Genomic DNA, 20025 nt, shown 5'->3' with positions numbered 1-20025 from the left:
GTCCTTCTAAGGGTGCTGCCGTAACGGGTAACACTGCTTAGAAGGGCATTTTTCATTGGTGGTTCAGCGGTACGCAGTGGGGGGCTTTGCTGTTTACCCGGCAGCGTGTGCAGGCCCTGTTTCCCCCGCAGGCCAGGCTTGCTTCCTGGGGGTGGGGCATGTACAACTAACGGGATGTGAGTGTGCGTATTGCAGCACCGCGCAGCAGTCAGTTTTTTGTGAAAGCAGCTATGCCACTGGGTGTGTGTAAAGTAAGGCGTAGCCACAATGCGTAGCCGTTTGGGAGGGTTTGTGCGTATTACCAAGTTTGCCATACCGGAAATTTTGTTTGGCAGGGGCAGCATGGCCCATGTGGGTGCCTGTGCAGCGGCCCTTGGCGGGGAAACGGTGTTTCTGGTAAGCGACCCAGGCCTTGCTCAGGCTGGCTGGCTGGATGTGGTACGTGGCCACCTTGCTCAGGCCGGGCTAACCTGTGTGGAGTTTTTGCAGGTGCAGCCCAACCCGCGTGATTGCCAGGTGCACGCCGGGGCGGCGTTATACCGTGAATCCGGCGCAGACGTTATTGTGGCCGTTGGGGGTGGCAGCCCCATGGACACGGCCAAGGGCATTGGCATTCTTGTAAGCAATGGGGGGAATATTGCAGAGTATGAAGGGGCCAACCGGGTAACCCACCCCTTGCCCCCCATGTTGTTTATGCCCACCACTGCGGGCAGCGGTTCCGACCTTTCCCAGTTTGCTATTATTACCGATGTGCAGCGCAAGCTCAAAATGTCTCTCATCAGCCGCTCGCTTATTCCCAACATTTCTATTATTGACCCCGATTTTTTGCAGTCTGCCGGGCGTGGGCTGCTGGTGGATTCGTGCATAGACGCCCTCGCCCATGCAGTGGAATCGTTCATTTCCACGGCAGCTTCCCCCTTTACGGAAACCCAGGCCCGGCTGGCCCTGCGCTTGTGGAACGAACATGCGGAACGGGGCTGCTTTGCCGGGGAACCTGCCGCCCTGGAAGGGCTGTGCCTTGCCAGTGCTGCGGCCAGCATGTCCTTTAGCAATGCCAGCCTTGGGGTGGGGCACGCCCTGGCCCACGCCTTTGGCGGGCGTTTTGACATGCCCCATGGTGGTATGCACGCTATTTTGCTGCCTGTTGTCTTGCGGTTTAATGCGTCCCACAGCCCGGCAAAAACAGCGGAAATATTGGGCTTGCTGTTTCCTGACCATTCCTTTGCCGGCCCGGCGGCAGTGGAGCAGGGTATTGCCTTGCTCTATGAGCGCTTCAGCACCCTGGGGGCACCTGTGCGCCTTGGGGCTGTGTTGCCGCCGCAGGCCAAGGAGCAACTGCCAGAGCTGTGCCAGGCTGCGGTGAAGGATGCCTGCATGCTGACCAACCCACGCCCAGCCGGGGCAGAGCAATTGCTTGAAATTTGCCAGGAGGCATGGTGAACCACCTTCCTTCCATTGAAGATGTGCTGGGCGTAAGCCAGACAAAGCTTGGCTTTTACAGCGAATGGCAGCGGAAAATGGTGGAGCTGCGCAAGGCCCACGCGGCCTCGGAACACCAGCGCCTTGCCAACCAGGCCATTTTAGAAGGTATTGCCGACCTGATGATGGTGCTGGATGAAGAGTTGCGTATTGTTTCCGTAAATCGGGTATTCCACTCTCTGTTTCCCAATGAAGACGTTGTGGGCAAGTTCTGCCACCAGTTTTTCCATGCCAGGGGTGGGGTGTGCCCAGGCTGCCCGGCGCTGCGTTCCCTGCACAGCGGTGATGTGTGCCGGGAAACCGCTATTTTTCATGTTCACGACAAAACCATGCATTTCGACATGGTGGCTTCCCCCCTGCCGGGGGAACAGGGGCGCGGTGTGCTGGTGTTCAAGCGCGATGTGACCCTGCAAAAACAGATGCAGGCCCAAATGTACCAGACGGAAAAAATGGCTTCCGTGGGCATGCTGGCTGCCGGGGTGGCTCATGAAATCAATAACCCACTCACCGCAGTAAGCGGCTTTGCCGAAGGCATTAAGAGGCGGTTGCCCCTGCTGGAAGACACTGTGCCGGAAGAATTGCGGCGTGACCTTGCAGAATATACCGACACCATTGTGCGCGAATGCATTCGCTGCCGCGACATTGTGCAAACCCTGATGAATTTTAGCCGCTCCGCGCCACTGCTACGTCTTGTGTGCTTGCATTCGTTGATAGAAGAAACACTTTCCCTATTACGCCACAACATAAAATTGCATCACAGGGTATTATTTTGTCTTGACCTTGCCAGCGGTTTACCCAAAATTTATGCAGACGACACCCAGTTGCGCCAGGTGTTGCTGAACCTGGTGACCAACGCCCTTGATGCCGTAAGCGCAGCGGGCGAAGAAGGTGGTACAGGGGTTATTACTGTGCGTACCCGTGTGGAACAGGGGGAAGTGGTGCTGGAAGTGGAAGATTCCGGCAAAGGCATTGCCCAGGAGAATCTGGCCTCCGTCTTTGAACCGTTCTTCACCACCAAGCCCAAGGGGCTGGGGCTTGGGCTTTCCATGTGTTACACCATGGTGCAGGCCCATGGCGGGCGTATTGCCCTGGCAAGCACCCCCCAGGGGGCCACGTGTGCCTCTGTTCGGTTGCCCCTTGCGGGTGAAGGGATAAATACCCCAGCAGGTGAGGGAGAAGGCCTTGCCACCGGGCCGGGCACAGGCAGGGGGGTATATGGCGGTTGATGTTTCCATGTGTTCTGTGCTGGTGGTGGATGACGAAGAATCCATTTGCCGCTTGCTGCAAAAGGAACTGGCAACCCCGGCCCGGCAGGTGCGTGCTGTGGGCTCTTTAACAGAAGCGCGTGCCCTGTGCGAGCGCGAGCCGTTTGATGCACTGCTCCTGGATGTACGCCTGCCCGATGGCAACGGCCTTGACCTTTTGCCCTTTGTGCGGCGCTGTTGCCCCCAGGCCAAGGTGGTGGTGATGACAGGCTACGCCGATGTGGAACTGGCAGTGCGGGCCATGCGCGAGGGAGCCTATGATTTTGTGACCAAGCCGTTTCCCCTGGAAAAGCTGGAAGTGGTGCTGTGCAGGGCCCTGGAACATGCCCGCCTGGAGCGGGAAAACGCCGGGCTGCGCTTTGCCGCCAAGGGGAATATATCTACCATGGTGGGGCACACTCCCCCGGTGCAGCAGGTGCGCCTGCTTGTGGAAAAGGTGGCCCCCACAGATGTGCCTGTGCTTATAACGGGTGCTTCCGGCACCGGTAAAGACGTTACGGCAGTTGCGTTGCACCGGGCCAGCCTGCGGGCTGCCATGCCTTTTGTGGTGAAGAATTGTGCGGGCTTGCAGCCGGAACTGGCCCGGACAGAATTGTTCGGCCACGCCAAAGGGGCGTTTACCCATGCCGTGAGTGCGACAGAAGGACTGTTAAGCCATGCCCACCGGGGCACGCTGTTTCTTGATGAAGTAGGGGAACTTTCCCTGGATGTGCAGGCCCAGCTTTTGCGGGTGCTGGAAAATAAGCGCTACCGCCGGGTGGGGGAAAAAGAGGAACGCCACGCAGACGTACGCTTTTTGTTTGCTACCAACAGGGACTTGGCAGAAGAAGTGGCCCAGGGGCGTTTTCATGAGGCGCTGTTCCACCGCATCAACGTGTTCCGCATTCATCTGCCCCCACTTGCCAAGCGCCAGGAAGATATTCCAGCCCTGGTCAGCCACTTCCTTGCCATGCTGCATAAGGGGCCAAATTCAGGCCAGGTAACGCCGGAAGCCATGGTCCATTTACTGGCCTATTCGTGGCCCGGCAATATTCGGGAACTGCGTAATGTGATGGAACGGGGGCTGATTTTGGCGGAACAGGGAATAATTACCCCGGACTGCCTGCCGCAGGAATTGTTGCGTACCGCCGTGCCTGAGTTGCCTGACACCATGCCGCAAGCTCAACCGCTGGGGGCCGTGCCCCAGGCGGGTGCCGCAAGCCCACAAGAAAGGCTTTCCCCCCTGGCTGCCATGGAACTGCGCCATATTCAGGCGGTGCTGGCAAGTACCCATGGCAATAAACGCCAGGCGGCCCTGTTGCTTGGCATTTCCCGTAAAACGCTGTACCGCAAATTGGCAAGCCTGCTGGAACCATAGCCGCATTGGTTGCTATTAGCGTAAGGGAAAGGCCCCGGCTGCGGCTTTTTGCAGCAGGTCATAGTTTGCTGCAAGGCAGTTTTTCAGTTCGTAGCGCTCCACAACCACCTGGCGTGCTGCACGGCGCATGGGGGCTATTTCCTCCGGGCAATTCACGGTGCGCTGGATGGTTGCGGCAACAGCTGCCGGGTCAAAAAAGTCCACCAGCAGGGCGGTTTTTTCGTGGGTGGCCACTTCTTGCACCGGGGCTGTGTTGGAAGCCACAAGGGGCGTTTCGCAGGCCATGGCTTCCAGCACAGACCAGGAAAGCACAAAGGGGTAGGTAAGGTACACGTGGGCCCTGGAAATGCGGAACATGGCCCGAAGTGCCAGGTACGGTATGCGCCCAAGAAAGTGGATGCGGGAAAGGTCGAGCTGGTTGTGCAGTTCTGTAAGGTACTGCTCTTTGTAGTTTTTGGCAGTGGCAGGTGCCGGGCTGTAACTTGTGCTGGTGCCCCCCACAATAAGAATGTGGGCATCGGGGTGGTTTTTTTGAATTTGGGGCAAGGCCCGCATGAAAGTATGAAAGCCCCGGTACGGTTCCAGGTTACGCGCCATGTAGGTAATAACAGGGGTTTCCCGGGTAAAGGTAATGGGTGCCCCCTTGGGCTGCTGCTGTCCTTCTGCTGTGCTGGGAATGGGGGTTTCATTCACGGCCACCACCATGCTGTCGCCAGGGGTGGCAAGGGGCTGAATGGTGAGTGTTTCATGGGGGTTTGGGCACATAAAGGTTGTGTCAATACCGTCATGCTGCACCACAGAGCGTTCCTGAATGTACCAGGGGTAGCGGGAAGCCTGCCATGCCGTGGGGCTTGAGCATACATTGGCCTGTTCCAGGGAAATAAGCTGGGTAGTGTTGCGCAAACGCACGCTGCACAGCCAGTCCAGGGAAACGGGAAATTCCGGGTCAAAGCCAATGTCTGCCTCGCCAGAGCGGAAAAAGAATTCCGCCAGCATAATCACAGGCGTGTGGGGGAACAGGTCGCGTATGAACAGCCCTTCACCCCAGCCGGGGTGCAGGCAAATAACGTCTGGCTCAAAATGTTGTTTGCGCAAGGTAACCAATGAACGCAACACCGTTTGGCCGCGCCGTGTTTCGGCTTCCGTGTTTTGCAAGTAATGGTGCGTTTCGTTCCCGGCCCCGGCGGGCTTGGCATAGCCAAGGGTGGTAATGCCCGGCAGGGAACCGCGGCGCATAATGTTTTCCGCTTCACCAAGGCCAATAACCTTGTTGCCGGGCTGGGCTGCGGCGTACCGGGCAAGGTGTAAAAATTGCCCAGGAAAATTTTGATGAATAAAAAGTATGTTCATACGTATGTGTGCAGCACCTGGCTGGGATTGAAGGTAAGTGGAGCCGCGCTTTCAAAGCGTAATAACGCAGTGTTTCCTTAGTGGCTGCCTGCTGTCATTTTTTGTCGCAACCACAAGCCAAGGGCTGTTCCTTCCTCATCGTTGTTCCCCACGGCAATGCCCAGGGTGCGTAAATCTTCCGCAATTGTCTGTTCCATGCGGGCAGATTCCATAAACATGAGGAACACCAAAGCCAGCACGGCTTCATTTTCTTCCCCTGGGGTGCATAAATGGGTCAGTTGGCTTTCTGGTGTGGTGGCAAAAAAGGTGTCGCAAAACAGGTTTACCCATTTTTCATACAAACTTTGAGGCAGCATGGGTACCAGGCGTGCAATGTTCTGGGCGGCGGTTTCGTCTACCCCCGGCACGGTAAGGCCCAGCACGTCGCTTAATGCTTCGTGGCGGCGTGCATGGTTGCTGGCAAAGCGCCCCATAAGGGTGGTAAATACAAGCTGGCGCCTTTGGTCTGTTTTCATGTTTGCTCGTTTTGCCTTGTGCCACAAGCACAATTTTGGTTGCATTGCCCAGTGCCTTGCTGGCATTGTGTGTGCAAGGCGGCTTGCAGGGAAAAGAGGTTCTTCTGCGCTATTGAGAGAGTAAGCATCTTAGACAGTTTTTCCGTGCTTGACAAGGTACTTGCCCGGTTTGCCTGTGATATTTTGCCACGCATGAGTATTAAGCAAACGCCGGTTCCATCGGCCGTGTTTTGCCGCATGCTATTTTTTCTTTGAAAAGCGCCCGCTGTGCAGGTATAATTCAAGGATTGCAATTTGTTCCCCTTGCTATTCGCAACTACAGGAGGCCCCATGCACCCACAATATGACATGCTGCTCTTTGCCAAATATATACTGACCCAAAATAGCTCCCGTGAGGTGCTGGAAGATGCCTGCCTGGCCATTTCCCAGGGCAAGGTGGCGGCCCTTGGCCCTGCTGCCAGCTTTGAGCAATGTACGGCAGGCAACACCGTGCACCTTGAGCATACCCTGCTTATGCCCGGACTGGTAAACGGGCACACCCATGCTGCCATGACCTTTTTGCGCGGCATGGCAGATGATTTACCCCTCATGGACTGGCTGACCAACCATATTTTCCCTGTGGAAAAACACCTGACAGAAGAAATTGTGGAAATTGGCACCCTGCTTGGCTGCGCGGAAATGTTGGCCACAGGCACTACCGCCTGCCAGGATATGTATTTGTTCACCCAGGCGGCCAGCAGGGCCATGGGGGCTGCTGGCATAAAAGCGCGGGTAGGGGAGGGAATTTTTTCCTTCCCTTCCCCGGCCTATGCCACGGAAGAAGAGGCATTTGCCTTGCTGCAAGAACAGGTAAAATACTGGCAAGGGCATGAACGGGTGCGCCTTGTGGTGGCCCCGCACAGTGTGTACACCACCACAGCCCCATTGCTGGAACGGTGCATGGCTTTTGCCCACCAGCATAACCTGCCCCTGCACATTCACCTTGCGGAAACAGCCACGGAAACAGAGCAAAGCCAGAGTCTGCATGGGCTGCGGCCTGTGGCCTATGCTGAACGCCTGGGGCTTTTGATGCCGGGCACCAGCATTGCCCATGGCGTTGAGCTGTTGCCTGAAGAAATAGCCCTGTTAGCCCAGCGGGGGGTATGCGTGGTGCATAACCCCAAAAGTAACATGAAGTTGGCCTCTGGCGTGGCCCCGGTGCCAGCCTTGCTGGCGGCAGGGGTACCTGTGGCCCTGGGTACGGATGGCGCTGCCAGCAATAACGCCCTGAACATGTTTGCTGAAATGAATGAGTGTGCTTTGCTGCACAAAGTTGTGGGGCAAAACCCCACCCTTGTGCCAGCCCAGGCCGTGCTGGACATGGCAACTTTGGGTGGGGCCACGGCCCTGGCCTGGGAAGGCCTTGGTTGCTTGCAACCGGGGGCCCCGGCAGATGTGATTGCTTTGGATATGCGCCGCCCCAACATGCAGCCCTGTTTTACCCCGGTTTCCCAGGTGGTGTATGCCGCTTCAGCCCATGAAGTGTGCCTGACAGTAGTGGACGGGCGCATTGTGTACCAGGATGGCCGCTATACCACCATTGATTACCCGCTACTGCTGCAAGAGATGGAGGGGCTTGTGCGCTGGGTTCGGGAAAACCGAGCGCTTCGGTAAAACAACGTTATGGCGTTGCAAATTGTTGGAGAAGGGAGTGCATATGCGCACCAATGAGTTCTTGGGAAAAGCGCTGGGTAATGGCTGCGGCATTGCGGCACATCTCTGTGGGCAGGCGTTTGTCTACCACAAGTTTCATGGCGTCTGTCATTCTGCGTATGTCCACGTCGGCCCAATGCATTTGCGGGGTAAACACAGGGAGCAGGGAACACATGCGCTGGGAAACGGGAACCATGGTGTATGGCAGGGGAATACTGTTGCTTGCGTCCATAAATTCCATGTTCCCGGAATAGCCTGTGGCAATAACGGGCTTGCCAAAGGCCATGGCTTCAGAAAGTCCCAGGCCCCAGCCTTCAGCGTGGTGCGCACTGACATAGGCATGGGAAATGGCGTGCAAGGCACCTATTTGGCCTGGGGTCAGGTCTCCTTCCATGCTGCGAACACCGGGAATATGCTGCAACGGAAGGGTAACACGATATTGCTTTATCACCAGGCGCACAGGCACACAAACCCTGGTGCGCAAGGCATTGAATGCGGCAAGAAGCCCTTCCAGGTTTTTTCTGGGGTTTAAGCCGTCAATAATAGAGAAAAACAGAATGGCCCCATCGTCTGCACCGGTGGCTTCCCTGGCATAGCGCACGTCTGCTGCGGAAGGAACAGGCCGCGTCACAATGTGTGGCACCACATGGGTGTTTGGCAAATGGGGTAAAAAAAGGCTTTGGCTGAAGTGCGAACATGTCCAAACCTGGGCGGCAGGGGCCAACAGTTCCGGGTAGCTGGCGGGTAGTTCGCTTCCTTCCCACACCGCATAAGCCGCAAAGGGCAGCCCCGCCACATCTGGGCGCTGGCTAAACAGAATGGGCAGGTGCAAGGGGTCGTCGTGAATGATAGCGGCTTGGCAGCCTGTCGCATCACTTTCCCCGGTGAGAACTTCAACCCCGTTTGCACGTAAGGCACGAATGAAGGCAACCCCGGCCGTGCTGTGGCTGATATATTTGCTAATGTGGTAATATATACGCATCCTAGCAGTGTATACTGCGGGGGGATGAGAATCAAGTGGGAACGTGTGCTCCCCTGGGGAAGAGTGCCAACATGGTGCTACAGGGCAGCACGAAGCAATAACGCGAAAAGGCCGCCCCAAGGGCGGCCTTTTACAATACATGGCAGCAGGTGCTTATTTAAAAGCAGCTTCAAACTTGGGCACAACGTCTTTTTTGCGGCTCATTACTTTGGGCAGCCACACGCTTTTGTCGGCTTTTACACCAAAGGCTTTTTCCACAATATCAGGGCAGTCTGTGCAAATAAGCATTTCCGAGCCTTCTTTCATGATGTCGGTAAGCAGCAGGAAGGCGCTGTGGCGGCCTTCGCCCTTTACCTTTGCAAGCTCGGCTGCCAGTTCGGCTTTAATGCCGTCCAGCATGGCAAGGTCGATAACTTCAAGCTGGCCAATGCCCACTTTTTTGCCGCTCATGTCAAAGTCTTTGTAGTCGCGGAACACAAGGTCGCGGGCGGGCACGCCGTCTACAGCAGATTTTACCTTGAACATATCCATGCCAAGGGCTTTGTAGTCTGTTACGCCAGCAATTTTTGCCAGGCCTTCCACAGCTTTCTTGTCTTCATCCGTGGTGGTGGGGGACTTGAAGATAACGGTGTCGGAAAGAATGGCGCAGAGCAGGCCACCGGCAATATTTTTGGGAATTTCAATGCCGTAAAAGTCGTACATGTTTTTAATGACAGTGCAGGTGCAGCCCACAGGCCAAACCCACATAAGCAGTGGGCTGGAAGTGGTTACATCGCCCAGTTTGTGGTGGTCTACCACAGCAATCAATTCTGCATCTTTCAGGTCGGCCGGGGCCTGGGGCAGGTCGGAATGGTCAACCAGCACTACTTGCTTACCAGCAACAGAAGTAACTACTTCCGGTGCCTTCAGCCCAAATTTTTCCAGAACAAATACGGTTTCAGGAGTGGGTGCGCCCTGGGCAGCAGCCTGGCAAGCTGTACCGCGTTTTGACATAAGGTCTGCAACCGCAATGGCGGAAATAACGCTATCGGTGTCCGGGTTTTTGTGACCGATGACAAGAGCTGCCATGAGTTTCCTCCGTAAGGAATTTGGGGAGTGCATGCGCAAGTCGCGCAAAAATATGCCGCTTGAATTTGTGTAAAATAGCACAAAGTGCTTTGCTTGCCAAGTCCTTCCTGCGGTTTTTCTGGATTTTTTTATAAGGGAAACACTGTTTACGTGTTTCCCTATGTCTTGTGGCAAAGTAAAAAGACCATAATCCACCCATAATTAGAATTCATTTGTCCTGTAAAATGTGTGGATTATGTGCTTTCTTCAAACATGGGATTTTCACTTGCCTGGGCATGGGGCTGAGCAGTGCCACTTGAGCAGTGGTCCCTGAGGAGCCAGTAGGCCATGGGGGAGGGGCTGAAGGCGTTTTCCTAAACAATAAAAGCCGGGACAAGCCCGGCCTTTGTTGTATTCAGGAAGCAGCAGGTGTTACTTGCCGCCCTTTGTGTCTTCTTCAGGCGCGCCGCCAGGGGCAGCCACAAACAGAATGGGGTAGTTGTCGTCAAAGCTGGCACGCACGCCCTGGGGCAGGGGCAGGTCAGCAATGCGCATGCCTGTGTTGATGTCAAACTTGTTGATATCAACCACAACTTTTTGTACCAAATCGCCAGGCTTGCAGAAAATATGAATCTGGTCGCGGTACAGGTCCATTTTACCACCCACTTTTACACCCTTGGGTGTGCCCACAAACTCAAGGGGTACGCGCACGCGCACTTCTTTGTTCATGTCCACGCCGTAAAAGTCAACGTGCTGGAAGCGCTGCTTGGTGGGGTAGTATTCTGCGTCCCACACCAGACAGGGGCAGGTGGTGGTTTTGCCGTTGTCGTCAATTTCCAGGTCGAAAATGGCAGTACGGCCAGTGGTGTTGTATACACGCATCAGTTCAGATTCACGCACCTGTACAGAAGCGGTTTTGCCTTCAGGGGTGTAGAATACAGCCGGAATTTGCCCTACGGCGCGCAGTTTGCGGCATGCGTTTTTACCCTTGGTGGTGCGAACAGTTGCTTTCAGTTGCAGTCGGGACATGTGTTTCTCCTTGGGAACCTCAGCCATGACGGAGCGCCGTTGCTGACGGACCTTTTTAATAAGAACAGATTCACTTAGAGTACATATACTCTTTAGGTGAAAAAAGGCTGTTATTCATTAAAAAGGACACTGACGGAGGATTCAGTATGAATGTTACGAATTGCTTTGGCCAGAAGGCCTGCTACCGAAATCACTTTGATTTTGGAGCAAATTTGCTGTTTGTCACCAAGAGGAATGGTGTCTGTAACGAAAATTTGGGAAAATGCGGAATTACACAGGCGGTCCAGGGCTGGGCCTGAAAGCACAGGGTGGGTTGCGCAGGCCATAACTTCTGTAGCACCATTTTTCAGCAGTACTTCGCCTGCTGCCACCATGGTGCCTGCCGTGTCTACCATGTCGTCCACAATGAGGGCGGCTTTGCCTTGCACATCGCCAATTACGTGCATGGCGCTGGCCTGGTTGGGGCGGTCGCGGCGTTTGTCAATAATGGCAAGGCCAGCTCCCATGCGCTTGGCATAGGCACGGGCGCGCTCTACACCACCAGCATCGGGGGAAACCACCACAAATTCTTTACCAAGCTGGCGAATGTGGTCAAGCATAACAGGGCCAGCAAACAGGTTGTCCACCGGGCCGTTAAAGAAGCCCTGAATCTGGCCTGCGTGCAGGTCTACGGTAACAAGGCGGTGCATGCCGGCAGCTTCCAGAAAATCTGCCACCATTTTGGCGCTAATGGGCGCACGGGGGCTCACTTTTCTGTCTTGGCGGGCATAGCCGTAGTAAGGCACCACAGCCGTTACCCGGCCCACGCTGGCGCGCTTGAGGGCGTCCAGCAACAGGCACAGTTGCATAAGGTTGAAGTTAACAGGGGCACATGTGGGCTGAATGACGAATACGTCACACCCGCGCACATTGTCGCCTACTTCAACACGAATTTCACCATCACTAAAGGTTTCGCACATGGCCGGGGTAAGGGAACACTGCAAGTGCTCGCATATGGCGTTGGCGAGGGCGGGGTTGGATGTGCCGGTAAGTATCTTGAGGGGACCTTGCATGGCAGTGCGCTTCCACGGCTAAGTGTTGATGGCAAAAAATTTCACAACGCCAAAAAGAAAAAAACCGCCCCAAGAGTATTGCGGCGGTAGTTTTCAGTAATTTTTGGCAGGGGCGGAAGGACTCGAACCCTCGGATGACGGGACCAAAACCCGGTGCCTTACCAACTTGGCTACACCCCTGCATTTTATACAGCCTGCAAATAAGTGATATGCTCACCCACTGCGGCGGACTGCGACGCTTTTCGGGCTTGCTCTTCAGTGCGGAACAGGCCAAATAAACTCGACCCGCTACCACTCATGAGTGCATAGATAGCTCCCGCAGCTTCAAGTTCCTGCTTTATGGTATAAAGCTTTGGAAATTCTTGAAAAACGACTTGTTCAAAATCGTTCTGCGGTTTCACCCCGTCAGCGAAGGAAGAAATATCCAGAACCTCGGAATAAGTCAAGCACTTTCTTTTTTTTCCGTAAATTTTTTTTCCTAAGGTGTCTAAAGCGTTGTATGCCCAGGCCGTATTCACGGCCACTGCCGGGCACACAAGGAGCAGCCACAAGCCTGCCACAGGGTTTGCTACCGGGGTAAGCTGTTCCCCAATGCCTGTGGCCAGGGCAGGCACATTATGCAGGAAAAAGGGTACATCTGCCCCCACTTTGGCAGCCATGGCATTTAAGGCTGTGTGGGGCAGGGGGGCAACACCTGCCGCCTGGGCCAGATGTTGCAAATGCAGCAGCAGGCCAGCGGCATTGGCGCTGCCACCCCCAAGGCCAGCCCCCATGGGGACCATTTTTTCCAGGTGCAGGGCAAGGGCAGGGGCAAAACCTGTGGCCTGGGCATACAGGTGCCAGGCCTTGGTCAGTGTATTGTGGTGCGGGTGTATGCCCTGTGCCGTGCAGGTAAGCACAGGCGGGTTCCCTGCCCCCGTTACGCCCCCAGCCTGTACACCTTGCGGTGTGCCTGGGCCCCCCAAGGCCTGTTCAGGAAGCTGTTGCACGGTAAGCACGTCGTGGGGGGTGTGCAGGGGCAGAAAAAGGCTTTCAAGGGTGTGGTAGCCGTTTCCCAGCCGTTCCAGCACATGCAGAAACAGATTGATTTTGCAGCCCGTTACAATGCGCGTGGCAGTGCCTGCGGGGGGTGTTTCGTGCGTGCTTTCAGGGCAAAGGGAAAAGGCTGTGGGCATGGGCTGTTTTACGCTTCTGTTGGGGGAATGGTTTCCACCGTGACATGGGTGTTGGTATACACACAAATTTCAGCGGCAATGTCCATGGCTTTGCGCACCACGCCTTCTGCAGACATATCCGGGCAGTTGCGGGTAAGGGCGCGGGCTGCGGCCAGGGCATAGGCCCCGCCGCTCCCAATGGCTGCTATGCCGTCGTCTGGTTCAATAACGTCCCCTGTGCCGGAAAGGATGAGAATGGTGGTTGCGTCTGCCACCAGCAGCATGGCTTCCAGGCGGCGCAGGTATTTGTCTTGCCGCCAGTCTTTTGCCATTTCCACAGCGGCTCGCACAAGGTTGCCCCCGTGGGTTTCCAGCTTGGCTTCAAACCGTTCAAACAGGGTAAAGGCGTCTGCTGTGGAACCGGCAAACCCCGCCACAATGTTACCTTTGTGCAGGCGGCGCACTTTTTTTGCGCTGTGCTTCATAACAATAGCCTGACCAAGGGTAACCTGACCGTCGCCTGCCAGGGCCACGGTATTGTTCGTTTTTACCGCAAGAATTGTTGTACCACGAAGTTGCATGGAGTCCTCTTAACTATTGTGTCCTTCAGGACGATTCGGTTTTGTTGGAGTGAACTACCAGAATTCGCGCCGCTCTTTGTAGCTTGTTTGAAAGCGTTCCAACTGGTTTTTTTCTTCAGCCTGCCTGGGCATGCCGTTGAGCTTTTCATAGAGTTGGGCTGTTTTAATTTTATTATTGGAATACAACGCTGCGTAGGCCATGTGTAAATAGGCCAGGAACATCTGGTTATTTTGCCCATGCAGGCGGGCCAACATTTCATGCAGTTCCACGTCTTCCGGCACAGCCCGCAGCACAAGGCGCGTGTTTGCAATGGCCTCGTTCAGTTTGCCTTCATCCCCCTGCACCCTGGCAAGGTAATAGCGGGCCATAATATCGTTGCTATCCATCTCCACAGCGCGGCGCAGCAGGGCCACGCCCTGGTCGCGGTTGCCTTTGGTGTAATGAAAGCGCCCTGCTTCCCGAATAATCAACTCATTTTTTGGGGCCAGTTCCATGGCTTTGGCAAAGGCGGTTGTGGCGTCGTTAATTCTGTTGAGGCGCGACCACAAAATGCCTTGCCCCATAAGGGCCAGGGCGTTAGGGCCTTTTTCAAGCTGGTTGGCAAAAGCGCGTTCGGCCATGTCCGGGTCGCTGTAGCGCCCACGCACCAGGGTTTGAATGCGCAGAAAGCGTGCGTCGTTGTCCGGCTTTTTACGCTGTCCTTCGGGCAGGCGGGCCACGCGCTGGGCCATGTTGTCTGTACGCTGGTGAATATCCGGGTGGGTGGAATAATAGGAAGGAATTTTGCTTCCCATCATAATTTGTTTTCTGCCCAGCACCTTGAACGCGCCGCCCATGCCCTGGGGGTTGAACCCTGCCTTGGTCAGGTAGTTCATGCCCACTTGGTCGGCTTCATTTTCATCTGCCCGGCTGTAACTGAGCATGGCAGCTTGGCCTGCGGCCATGGAGCCAGCCATGGCTGCGGAACCGCCTTCCCCCCCCATGAAAGCCCCGGCAAGGGCCCCCACTATGGAAAGAATACTCACCACCCGGCCTTGCTGAATGCGGCTGGCAATGTGGCGCTGGGTAACGTGGGCCATTTCGTGGGCCAGCACCCCGGCCAGTTCAGCCTCATGGCTCATGGCAAGAATAAGCCCGGTGAATACAAATACATAGCCACCGGGGGTGGCAAAGGCGTTTACCGCATTGTGGCGCACTACACTGGCAGTAAAAGGAAAGGGCTGGGCTGGCATGGTTTTGGCCAACCGTGCCACAAGGTCGTCAATATACGCTGTTATTTCCGGGTCTTGCACCAGGGGGAGTTGGGATTTAACGAGAATATTAAACTTTTTGCCAAGTTCTGCCTCGTCTTTTACCGTGAATTCCCAAAATGCATGGGCAATGGGGGCAGGCAGGCAAAGGAGCAGCACAAGCACGGCGCATAATGCCTGCTTGCATAAGGCCCGGCTGCACAGTTTTTGCACCCAATTCGTTGTAATCAGGCTATGTCCCATAACGCACCCTCTGGGGTATCGCGCACTGCAACGCCAAGCTCGGCAAGAGCATCCCGAATGGCATCGGAGCGGGCAAAGTCTTTACTGGTTCTGGCTTCAAGGCGCTCTTGCATCAGCGTTTCCACTTTGGCAATGTCCAGGTTCAGGCGGGCAGCCTTTATGCTGCGCAGGGCCTGTAAAAAAGCTGTTGGTTGCTGGCTGAACAGGCCCAGCACCACGCTTGCCTTGGCAAAGGCTTGGGCCATGTGGGCCAGCACGTGCCGTGCCCCGGCGTTTTTGCGCAGGCCTTTGTCGTCCAGTACCCGGTTAATAAGGTGGCCCATACTGTTCATGTAGCCAAGGGCTGCGGCGGTGTTCAAATCGTCTGCCATGGCTTCGTCCCATTGGCGCATAAGGCTGGCGGCTTCTTCTTCCAGTTCTTTGGGGGCCGTGCCGCCTTTGGGTTCCGGTTTTGCCAGTTCTGCCTGCAAGGCCTGCAATGTTTCATACATGCGCTTGCAGTTCTTTTCTGCATCTTCCATGGCTTCTGGCGTAAAATCTATGGGGCTGCGGTAGTGGCGGGCCAGCAGGAAAAAGCGCAGCACTTCCGGCAGGTGTGTTTTGTAAATGTCGCGCAGGGTGGTGAAGTTGCCAAGAGACTTGGACATTTTCTCCGCATTGATTTGCACAAACCCATTATGTACCCAGTAGCGGGCAAATCCTTTCTGGGTGGCGGCTTCTGTTTGGGCCAGTTCGTTTTCATGGTGGGGGAACACCAGGTCTTGCCCGCCGCCGTGAATGTCCAGGGGCAGGGAAAGGTGCTTTTCTGTCATGGCAGAGCATTCAATGTGCCAGCCGGGGCGGCCTTGGCCCCAGGGGCTTGGCCAGGAAGGTTCTCCTGGCTTTGCGCCTTTCCACAGGGCAAAGTCCATGGGGTCCTGCTTTTCTTCACCAGGGGCAACCCGTGCGCCTGCCTGCATTTCATCCAGGCTTCTGCCGGAAAGTTTGCCGTAAGGCTCAAAAGAACGCACCTTGAAATACACATCCCCGGAAGGGGTGGCATAGGCGTGCCCCTGGCCAATAAGGGTTTGGCACAGGGCAATCATTTCTTCAATATGTTCGGTAGCTTTTGGCTCAATATCAGCCCGTTGCACCCCTAAAAGGTCCATGTCTTCATGGAAGGCGGCAATGTAGGTGCGGGAAATGTCCGCGCAGCGTTCTGCAATGGCTTTGCCTTCTGCCCCTTCTTTAATGGCGCGGTTGATGATTTTATCATCCACGTCGGTAAAGTTGCGCACAAACGTCACCTCCAGCCCAAGGGAGCGCAGGTAGCGGGCCAGCACGTCGAACACCACGGCAGAACGGCCATGCCCAATATGGCACAGGTCGTAAGTGGTTATACCGCAGGCATACATGCCCACCTTGCCGGGGGTTACGGGAACAAAGGGTTCTTTCTTGCGGGTAAGGGTATTATAAATTTGCATAATTACCTGTATTATTTTGATGCAGTAATGGTGTTAAGGGCAAGCTTGGCAATGCGGCCTGCATGCCTGCCGCCTTCAAATGCAGTGGTCAGAAAAATGCGGGCCAGCAGGCAGGCAAGGCCAGGGGCTGTTACCCGTTCACCAAGGCACAGCACATTGGCGTCGTTATGGGCGCGGGTGGCCTGGGCATGAAATTCATGGGTACACAGGGCCGCACGTATGCCTTCATGGCGGTTTGCCGCTATGGACATGCCAATGCCCGTGCCGCATATCAAAATGCCCTTACCACCTGTTTCCAGTACTTTTTGGCACAGGCGGTGGGCAAAGTCCGGGTAGTCGCAACTTTCACCGGTGTAGGTGCCCACATCCTCGGCCTGAAAGCCCACCGTGGGCAAATATTCCACAAGGGCGTTTTTCAGGTGCAGCCCTGCGTGGTCGGAGGCAATATATAAAGGAGTAGTAGCGGTCATTGTATTTCCTTGGCGCGTGGTTTAATTTATGTATAGTATTGGGGGACGCTGTCCCCCAAACCCGCCTTTTTCCGCTCGGGCTTCGTGGAAATGTACAGGCAGCAAAGCTGCCAGTACCCTCCGCCCTCACTCCACGGCTCGCAACGCTCGCGACTGCCGTCGGCTTTGAGGGCATGCTGCCGTTGTACCCCCATTTTCGTTTACCTTTCCGCTATGCGGAAAAGTAAACGTAGATGCGGGTTCCAAGGGCATCATGCCCTTGGCGGTGGGGGGTGGGGAGGCAGAGCCTCCCCAATGTTCTTGATTATACGTTGCTTGTACTACTGTTCCAGGGGGCGTTCTGTTACGCCTTTGGGCAGTACAAGGCTCATATTTTCTTTGGTGAATGGAGCGGGCATGGCGGCTATTTCCTTGAGTACGAGCAGGGCACCGTAGCCGTTGGGGTGGCTTATGCGCAATTTTGCGGGGCGCAGGCTGCCTGTTTTTTCAGGTTCAATGCCAATAACCCAGCCTTTGTCTCCATTTTCCTGCCATTCAATGGGGACCCCTTCAGGGGAAAGTAGCAGGCTGCCCCCCAGGGGGGCTGTGGGCAGGGGAAAGCGCACCCCTTCCTGGCTTACAATGAAACCTGAGGGCATGGGCGCTTCAAGGGAGGCCCCGGCAGGCAGTAGTAGCACGTGGCCCCGCCCGGTAAGCATTTGGGTAAGGCTGTGTAAATCAAGGGGAATAGGCACCCCGAAAGAAGCCAGGGTGCTGGCCCCCTCGGGGTGCACGTAGGCTACGTTTTCATCGGGCACAAAGGCGGTAAAGCTGTGTTCTGTTTCTCGCACTTTGGCCACAACGCTGCCAACGCCTGCCAGTAAGTCCAGCCGCAAAGGGTAGGGGGAGCCGGGCTTGCCGTTCCCCCACAGCAAGGCACTTACCCGCTGCGTTTCCTGCGGGGTGGTGTAGCGAACAGATGCGCTGATGCGAAAGGCCCCTTGCGTTCTGGGCACGGCCTTGGCCCGCACAAGGTAGCTGCGCCATGCGGTTTGGGCTTTTTGGTTTTCTGCACTGGCAGGGGCATTGCCTTGCTGGGTGCCGGGTGCGCCTTGGGCCTGCGCGCCTGCATTGGGCACGGGTTGCTGGCCTTGGGGTGTTTGTTTTGAGTTAGTGGCACAACCGCTTGCCAACAGCAAGGCACACAGGCTAATACCTGCCCAACAGGAACGGGAGAAGGGGAAGGGGTACTTCATAATATAATGATGTGTATTACTTGTTCAGTGCGTCGCGTTTTTTGCGAATTTCTACCGCGTTGTCCGGGGAGCGCTTCAGGGCTTCGTCGTACCCCTTGATGGCCTCATCCTTTTTCTTCAGGGCGCGGGCAATGTCGCCATAATGTTCCCAAATGGTGGGTTCATCTGCACCAAGTTCAATGCTCTGGCGAATGCTGCCCCATGCTTCTTTATAGTTACCCAGGCGATACTGTGCCCAGGCAAGGGAATCTAGAATTTGCCACGCCCCCGGGTCTTCCTGTACTGCTACAGTAAGCAGTTTCAGTGCGCGGGGCAAGTCTTTGCCAGCTTCCGCCAAACTGTAGCCCACGTAGTTCAGGGCACGGGAATTGCGTGGGTTTTGGGCAATAATGTCTTCCATCAGGCGCATGGCCTTTTTGGGGTTGCCGGCCTCATCTTCCACTGTGGCCATTGTGTACAGCAGGTCTTCATTGCCGGGGAAGGTTTTTAAGGCCGTGGCAATAATTTTGCGGGCATTGTCAAAACGCCTTTCCGCCATGCTGGCATACGCTTCCAGTTCCCAAAACACGGTGTTTTCTTTGAAGGCGTTTTGTCCTTCCCGTGCCAGGGTGGCGGCTTTGGCAAACTGTTTTGCCACAAGGTGCAAGCGGGTACGTCGCTCAAGCGCCTCTTCATACAAAGGATTTTGGGGCGTAATGGGGGTGAGCTGTTCCAGGGCTTTTTCTGTATTGTCTCCATCGTTGAGGTAGACAATGGAAAGTGCCATGGCCACTTCGTCGGCTTTGGCCCCGGCTGTTTTGGCAAATTCCAGCACTTGCCGGGCCAGGTCGTGCAGGTCACGTTCGCTCAGCAACAGGGCCGACTGTATGATAATACCCGGTGTTTCCCCCCGCTGCTTGATGAATTCCACCGCTTTTTGTGGTTCTTTGGCTTCAATATGCAGCACAATGATGCGAAAGAACAGTTCCTGCGCTTCCGGGGCAAGGGAATAGGCGGTGCTGTAGGCTTGCACCGCTTCATCCGGCTTTTGGCGTTTTTCCGCCAAATAGCCAAGGTCTATCCACACTTCCGGGTCTTCCGGGGTGGCTTTGCTCAAGTCTTGCAGAACGGTTTTGGCTTCGTCCAGCTTGCCTGTGCTTTGCAGAATGCGGGCTTGCAAATACATGGTTTGGGGGTTTTCTGCTGTGGGCAGGCGGGGCAGTAGTTCCCCGGCTTTTTGCAGGTTGTTGTCTTTTAAGTGCAGGCGCACCAGTTCATTCACCACCGCAGCATATTCCTGGAGCGATTTTTCGTTGCCCGCGTTTTGTGTGGCATTGGTGCCAGCCGGAAGCGTGGCATTTTTGCCTTTTGCCGTGGTGGGCTTGTAGGTATTAACAAAACGGGTAAGCAACTGAATGGCTGCCTGTGTTTCCCCTGTTTCGCTGTGGGAAGTTGCCAGCAACAGGGTAAGAATGGCGTCGCCAGGGTATTTTTGCAGCCCTTCAGCGGTAATTTTTTTTGCTTCACCGTAATTTTTCCAGTTCAGCAAAATGGTGCCTGCATCGCGGTACAACTCCCTGGAAGAATCCAGGCGAATGAGAGACTTGAGGGCACGCACTGCCGAGGGGCTGTCGCCTTCAATGGTGGCGTCCGAAAGAACAAGGTAGTGGTACAGGCGTTGGGCTTCCGGGGAAAGGGCCTGGGCCTTGGTGAAAATGCCGCCAGAGTGAGAAGCGGCACAGGCCGCCATGCTGAACCCGCACAGGGTAAGCAGCATAACACTTAAAAAAGGCAGGCATAGCCTGGGGGTAATACCGCCAAAGCTTTGTGCGCCAAAGGGAAAGGAACCATGAAAGCCGAAGGAAGAGGGGCGCGGCATGT

Annotated in this window: 17 protein-coding genes and 1 tRNA gene; 4 read left to right on the top strand and 14 right to left on the bottom strand. The window is 55.5% G+C overall.

The genetic code is table 11. The features are described 5' to 3' along the window. Positions 1-291: 291 nt before the first annotated feature. Genes G497_RS0101335 through G497_RS0101325 form a run of 3 tightly spaced genes read left to right on the top strand, consistent with a single transcriptional unit; the run spans position 292 to position 4101 of the window. Complete coding sequence (locus G497_RS0101335) at positions 292-1440, top strand: iron-containing alcohol dehydrogenase (RefSeq protein ID WP_027186797.1); 1149 nt, start codon at positions 292-294, stop codon at positions 1438-1440. After that, positions 1434-2705: a two-component system sensor histidine kinase NtrB gene (locus G497_RS16105; RefSeq protein WP_084515848.1), complete on the top strand. Its 1272-nt coding sequence runs from the start codon at positions 1434-1436 to the stop codon at positions 2703-2705. Before G497_RS0101335 ends, G497_RS16105 begins: the two co-directional genes overlap by 7 nt. Beyond that, complete coding sequence (locus tag G497_RS0101325; RefSeq protein ID WP_027186796.1) at positions 2695-4101, top strand: sigma-54-dependent transcriptional regulator; 1407 nt, start codon at positions 2695-2697, stop codon at positions 4099-4101. The genes G497_RS16105 and G497_RS0101325 overlap by 11 nt, the downstream gene beginning before the upstream one ends. A 15-nt stretch (positions 4102-4116) precedes the next feature. On the opposite strand, the gene G497_RS0101320 is transcribed toward G497_RS0101325, so the two are convergent. Together G497_RS0101320 and G497_RS0101315 are read right to left on the bottom strand one after the other, a co-directional pair. After that, positions 4117-5451 (bottom strand): glycosyltransferase, encoded by a 1335-nt coding sequence (locus tag G497_RS0101320; protein WP_027186795.1) that lies wholly within the window; start codon positions 5449-5451, stop codon positions 4117-4119. Between the two features lie 77 nt (positions 5452-5528). Further along, a complete protein-coding gene (locus G497_RS0101315; protein WP_027186794.1) occupies positions 5529-5966 on the bottom strand; it encodes a hypothetical protein in 438 nt (145 codons plus the stop codon). 330 nt (positions 5967-6296) lie between these two features. Between G497_RS0101315 and G497_RS0101310 the strand changes: the two genes are divergently transcribed. Beyond that, the gene (locus G497_RS0101310; protein ID WP_027186793.1) at positions 6297-7619 is read left to right on the top strand and encodes an amidohydrolase family protein; all 1323 of its coding nucleotides are present in this window, start codon (positions 6297-6299) and stop codon (positions 7617-7619) included. A gap of 7 nt (positions 7620-7626) precedes the next feature. On the opposite strand, the gene G497_RS0101305 is transcribed toward G497_RS0101310, so the two are convergent. The 12 genes from G497_RS0101305 to G497_RS0101245 all read right to left on the bottom strand — a co-directional run bounded on the left by G497_RS0101305 (position 7627) and on the right by G497_RS0101245 (position 20023). After that, the gene (locus G497_RS0101305; RefSeq protein WP_027186792.1) at positions 7627-8640 is read right to left on the bottom strand and encodes a glycosyltransferase; all 1014 of its coding nucleotides are present in this window, start codon (positions 8638-8640) and stop codon (positions 7627-7629) included. Between the two features lie 153 nt (positions 8641-8793). After that, positions 8794-9708 (bottom strand): manganese-dependent inorganic pyrophosphatase, encoded by a 915-nt coding sequence (locus G497_RS0101300; RefSeq protein ID WP_027186791.1) that lies wholly within the window; start codon positions 9706-9708, stop codon positions 8794-8796. Positions 9709-10119: 411 nt separating this feature from the next. Beyond that, on the bottom strand, positions 10120-10716 hold the full coding sequence (locus G497_RS0101295; protein WP_027186790.1) for a 50S ribosomal protein L25: 597 nt from the start codon (positions 10714-10716) through the stop codon (positions 10120-10122). A 110-nt stretch (positions 10717-10826) separates the two neighbouring features. Next, entirely contained in the window at positions 10827-11768 is a 942-nt protein-coding gene (locus G497_RS0101290; protein ID WP_027186789.1) for a ribose-phosphate diphosphokinase, read from the bottom strand. A 104-nt stretch (positions 11769-11872) separates the two neighbouring features. Next, positions 11873-11948 (bottom strand) — tRNA-Gln (locus tag G497_RS0101285). A 5-nt stretch (positions 11949-11953) separates the two neighbouring features. Next, positions 11954-12943, bottom strand: coding sequence for a 4-(cytidine 5'-diphospho)-2-C-methyl-D-erythritol kinase (gene ispE / locus G497_RS16100; RefSeq protein WP_084515842.1), 990 nt, complete (start codon positions 12941-12943; stop codon positions 11954-11956). An 8-nt stretch (positions 12944-12951) separates the two neighbouring features. After that, positions 12952-13503, bottom strand: coding sequence for an ATP-dependent protease subunit HslV (gene hslV / locus G497_RS0101275; protein WP_027186788.1), 552 nt, complete (start codon positions 13501-13503; stop codon positions 12952-12954). 54 nt (positions 13504-13557) lie between these two features. Further along, positions 13558-14997: a M48 family metallopeptidase gene (locus G497_RS16095; RefSeq protein ID WP_084515867.1), complete on the bottom strand. Its 1440-nt coding sequence runs from the start codon at positions 14995-14997 to the stop codon at positions 13558-13560. Next, the gene (gene cysS, locus G497_RS0101265) at positions 14982-16460 is read right to left on the bottom strand and encodes a cysteine--tRNA ligase (RefSeq protein ID WP_027186787.1); all 1479 of its coding nucleotides are present in this window, start codon (positions 16458-16460) and stop codon (positions 14982-14984) included. Before cysS ends, G497_RS16095 begins: the two co-directional genes overlap by 16 nt. Before the next feature lie 11 nt (positions 16461-16471). Continuing rightward, complete coding sequence (gene rpiB, locus G497_RS0101260) at positions 16472-16930, bottom strand: ribose 5-phosphate isomerase B (protein WP_027186786.1); 459 nt, start codon at positions 16928-16930, stop codon at positions 16472-16474. 320 nt (positions 16931-17250) lie between these two features. After that, the gene (locus tag G497_RS0101250; RefSeq protein WP_027186785.1) at positions 17251-18165 is read right to left on the bottom strand and encodes a hypothetical protein; all 915 of its coding nucleotides are present in this window, start codon (positions 18163-18165) and stop codon (positions 17251-17253) included. Between the two features lie 16 nt (positions 18166-18181). Further along, positions 18182-20023, bottom strand: coding sequence for a tetratricopeptide repeat protein (locus G497_RS0101245; RefSeq protein ID WP_027186784.1), 1842 nt, complete (start codon positions 20021-20023; stop codon positions 18182-18184). Positions 20024-20025 lie beyond the last annotated feature (2 nt).

The sequence above is a fragment of the Desulfovibrio cuneatus DSM 11391 genome, from assembly GCF_000430005.1.
GTDB lineage: Bacteria > Desulfobacterota > Desulfovibrionia > Desulfovibrionales > Desulfovibrionaceae > Frigididesulfovibrio > Frigididesulfovibrio cuneatus.
The sequence above is the reverse complement of the archived record's forward strand: the minus strand, read 5'-3'. Positions and strand labels throughout refer to the sequence as shown.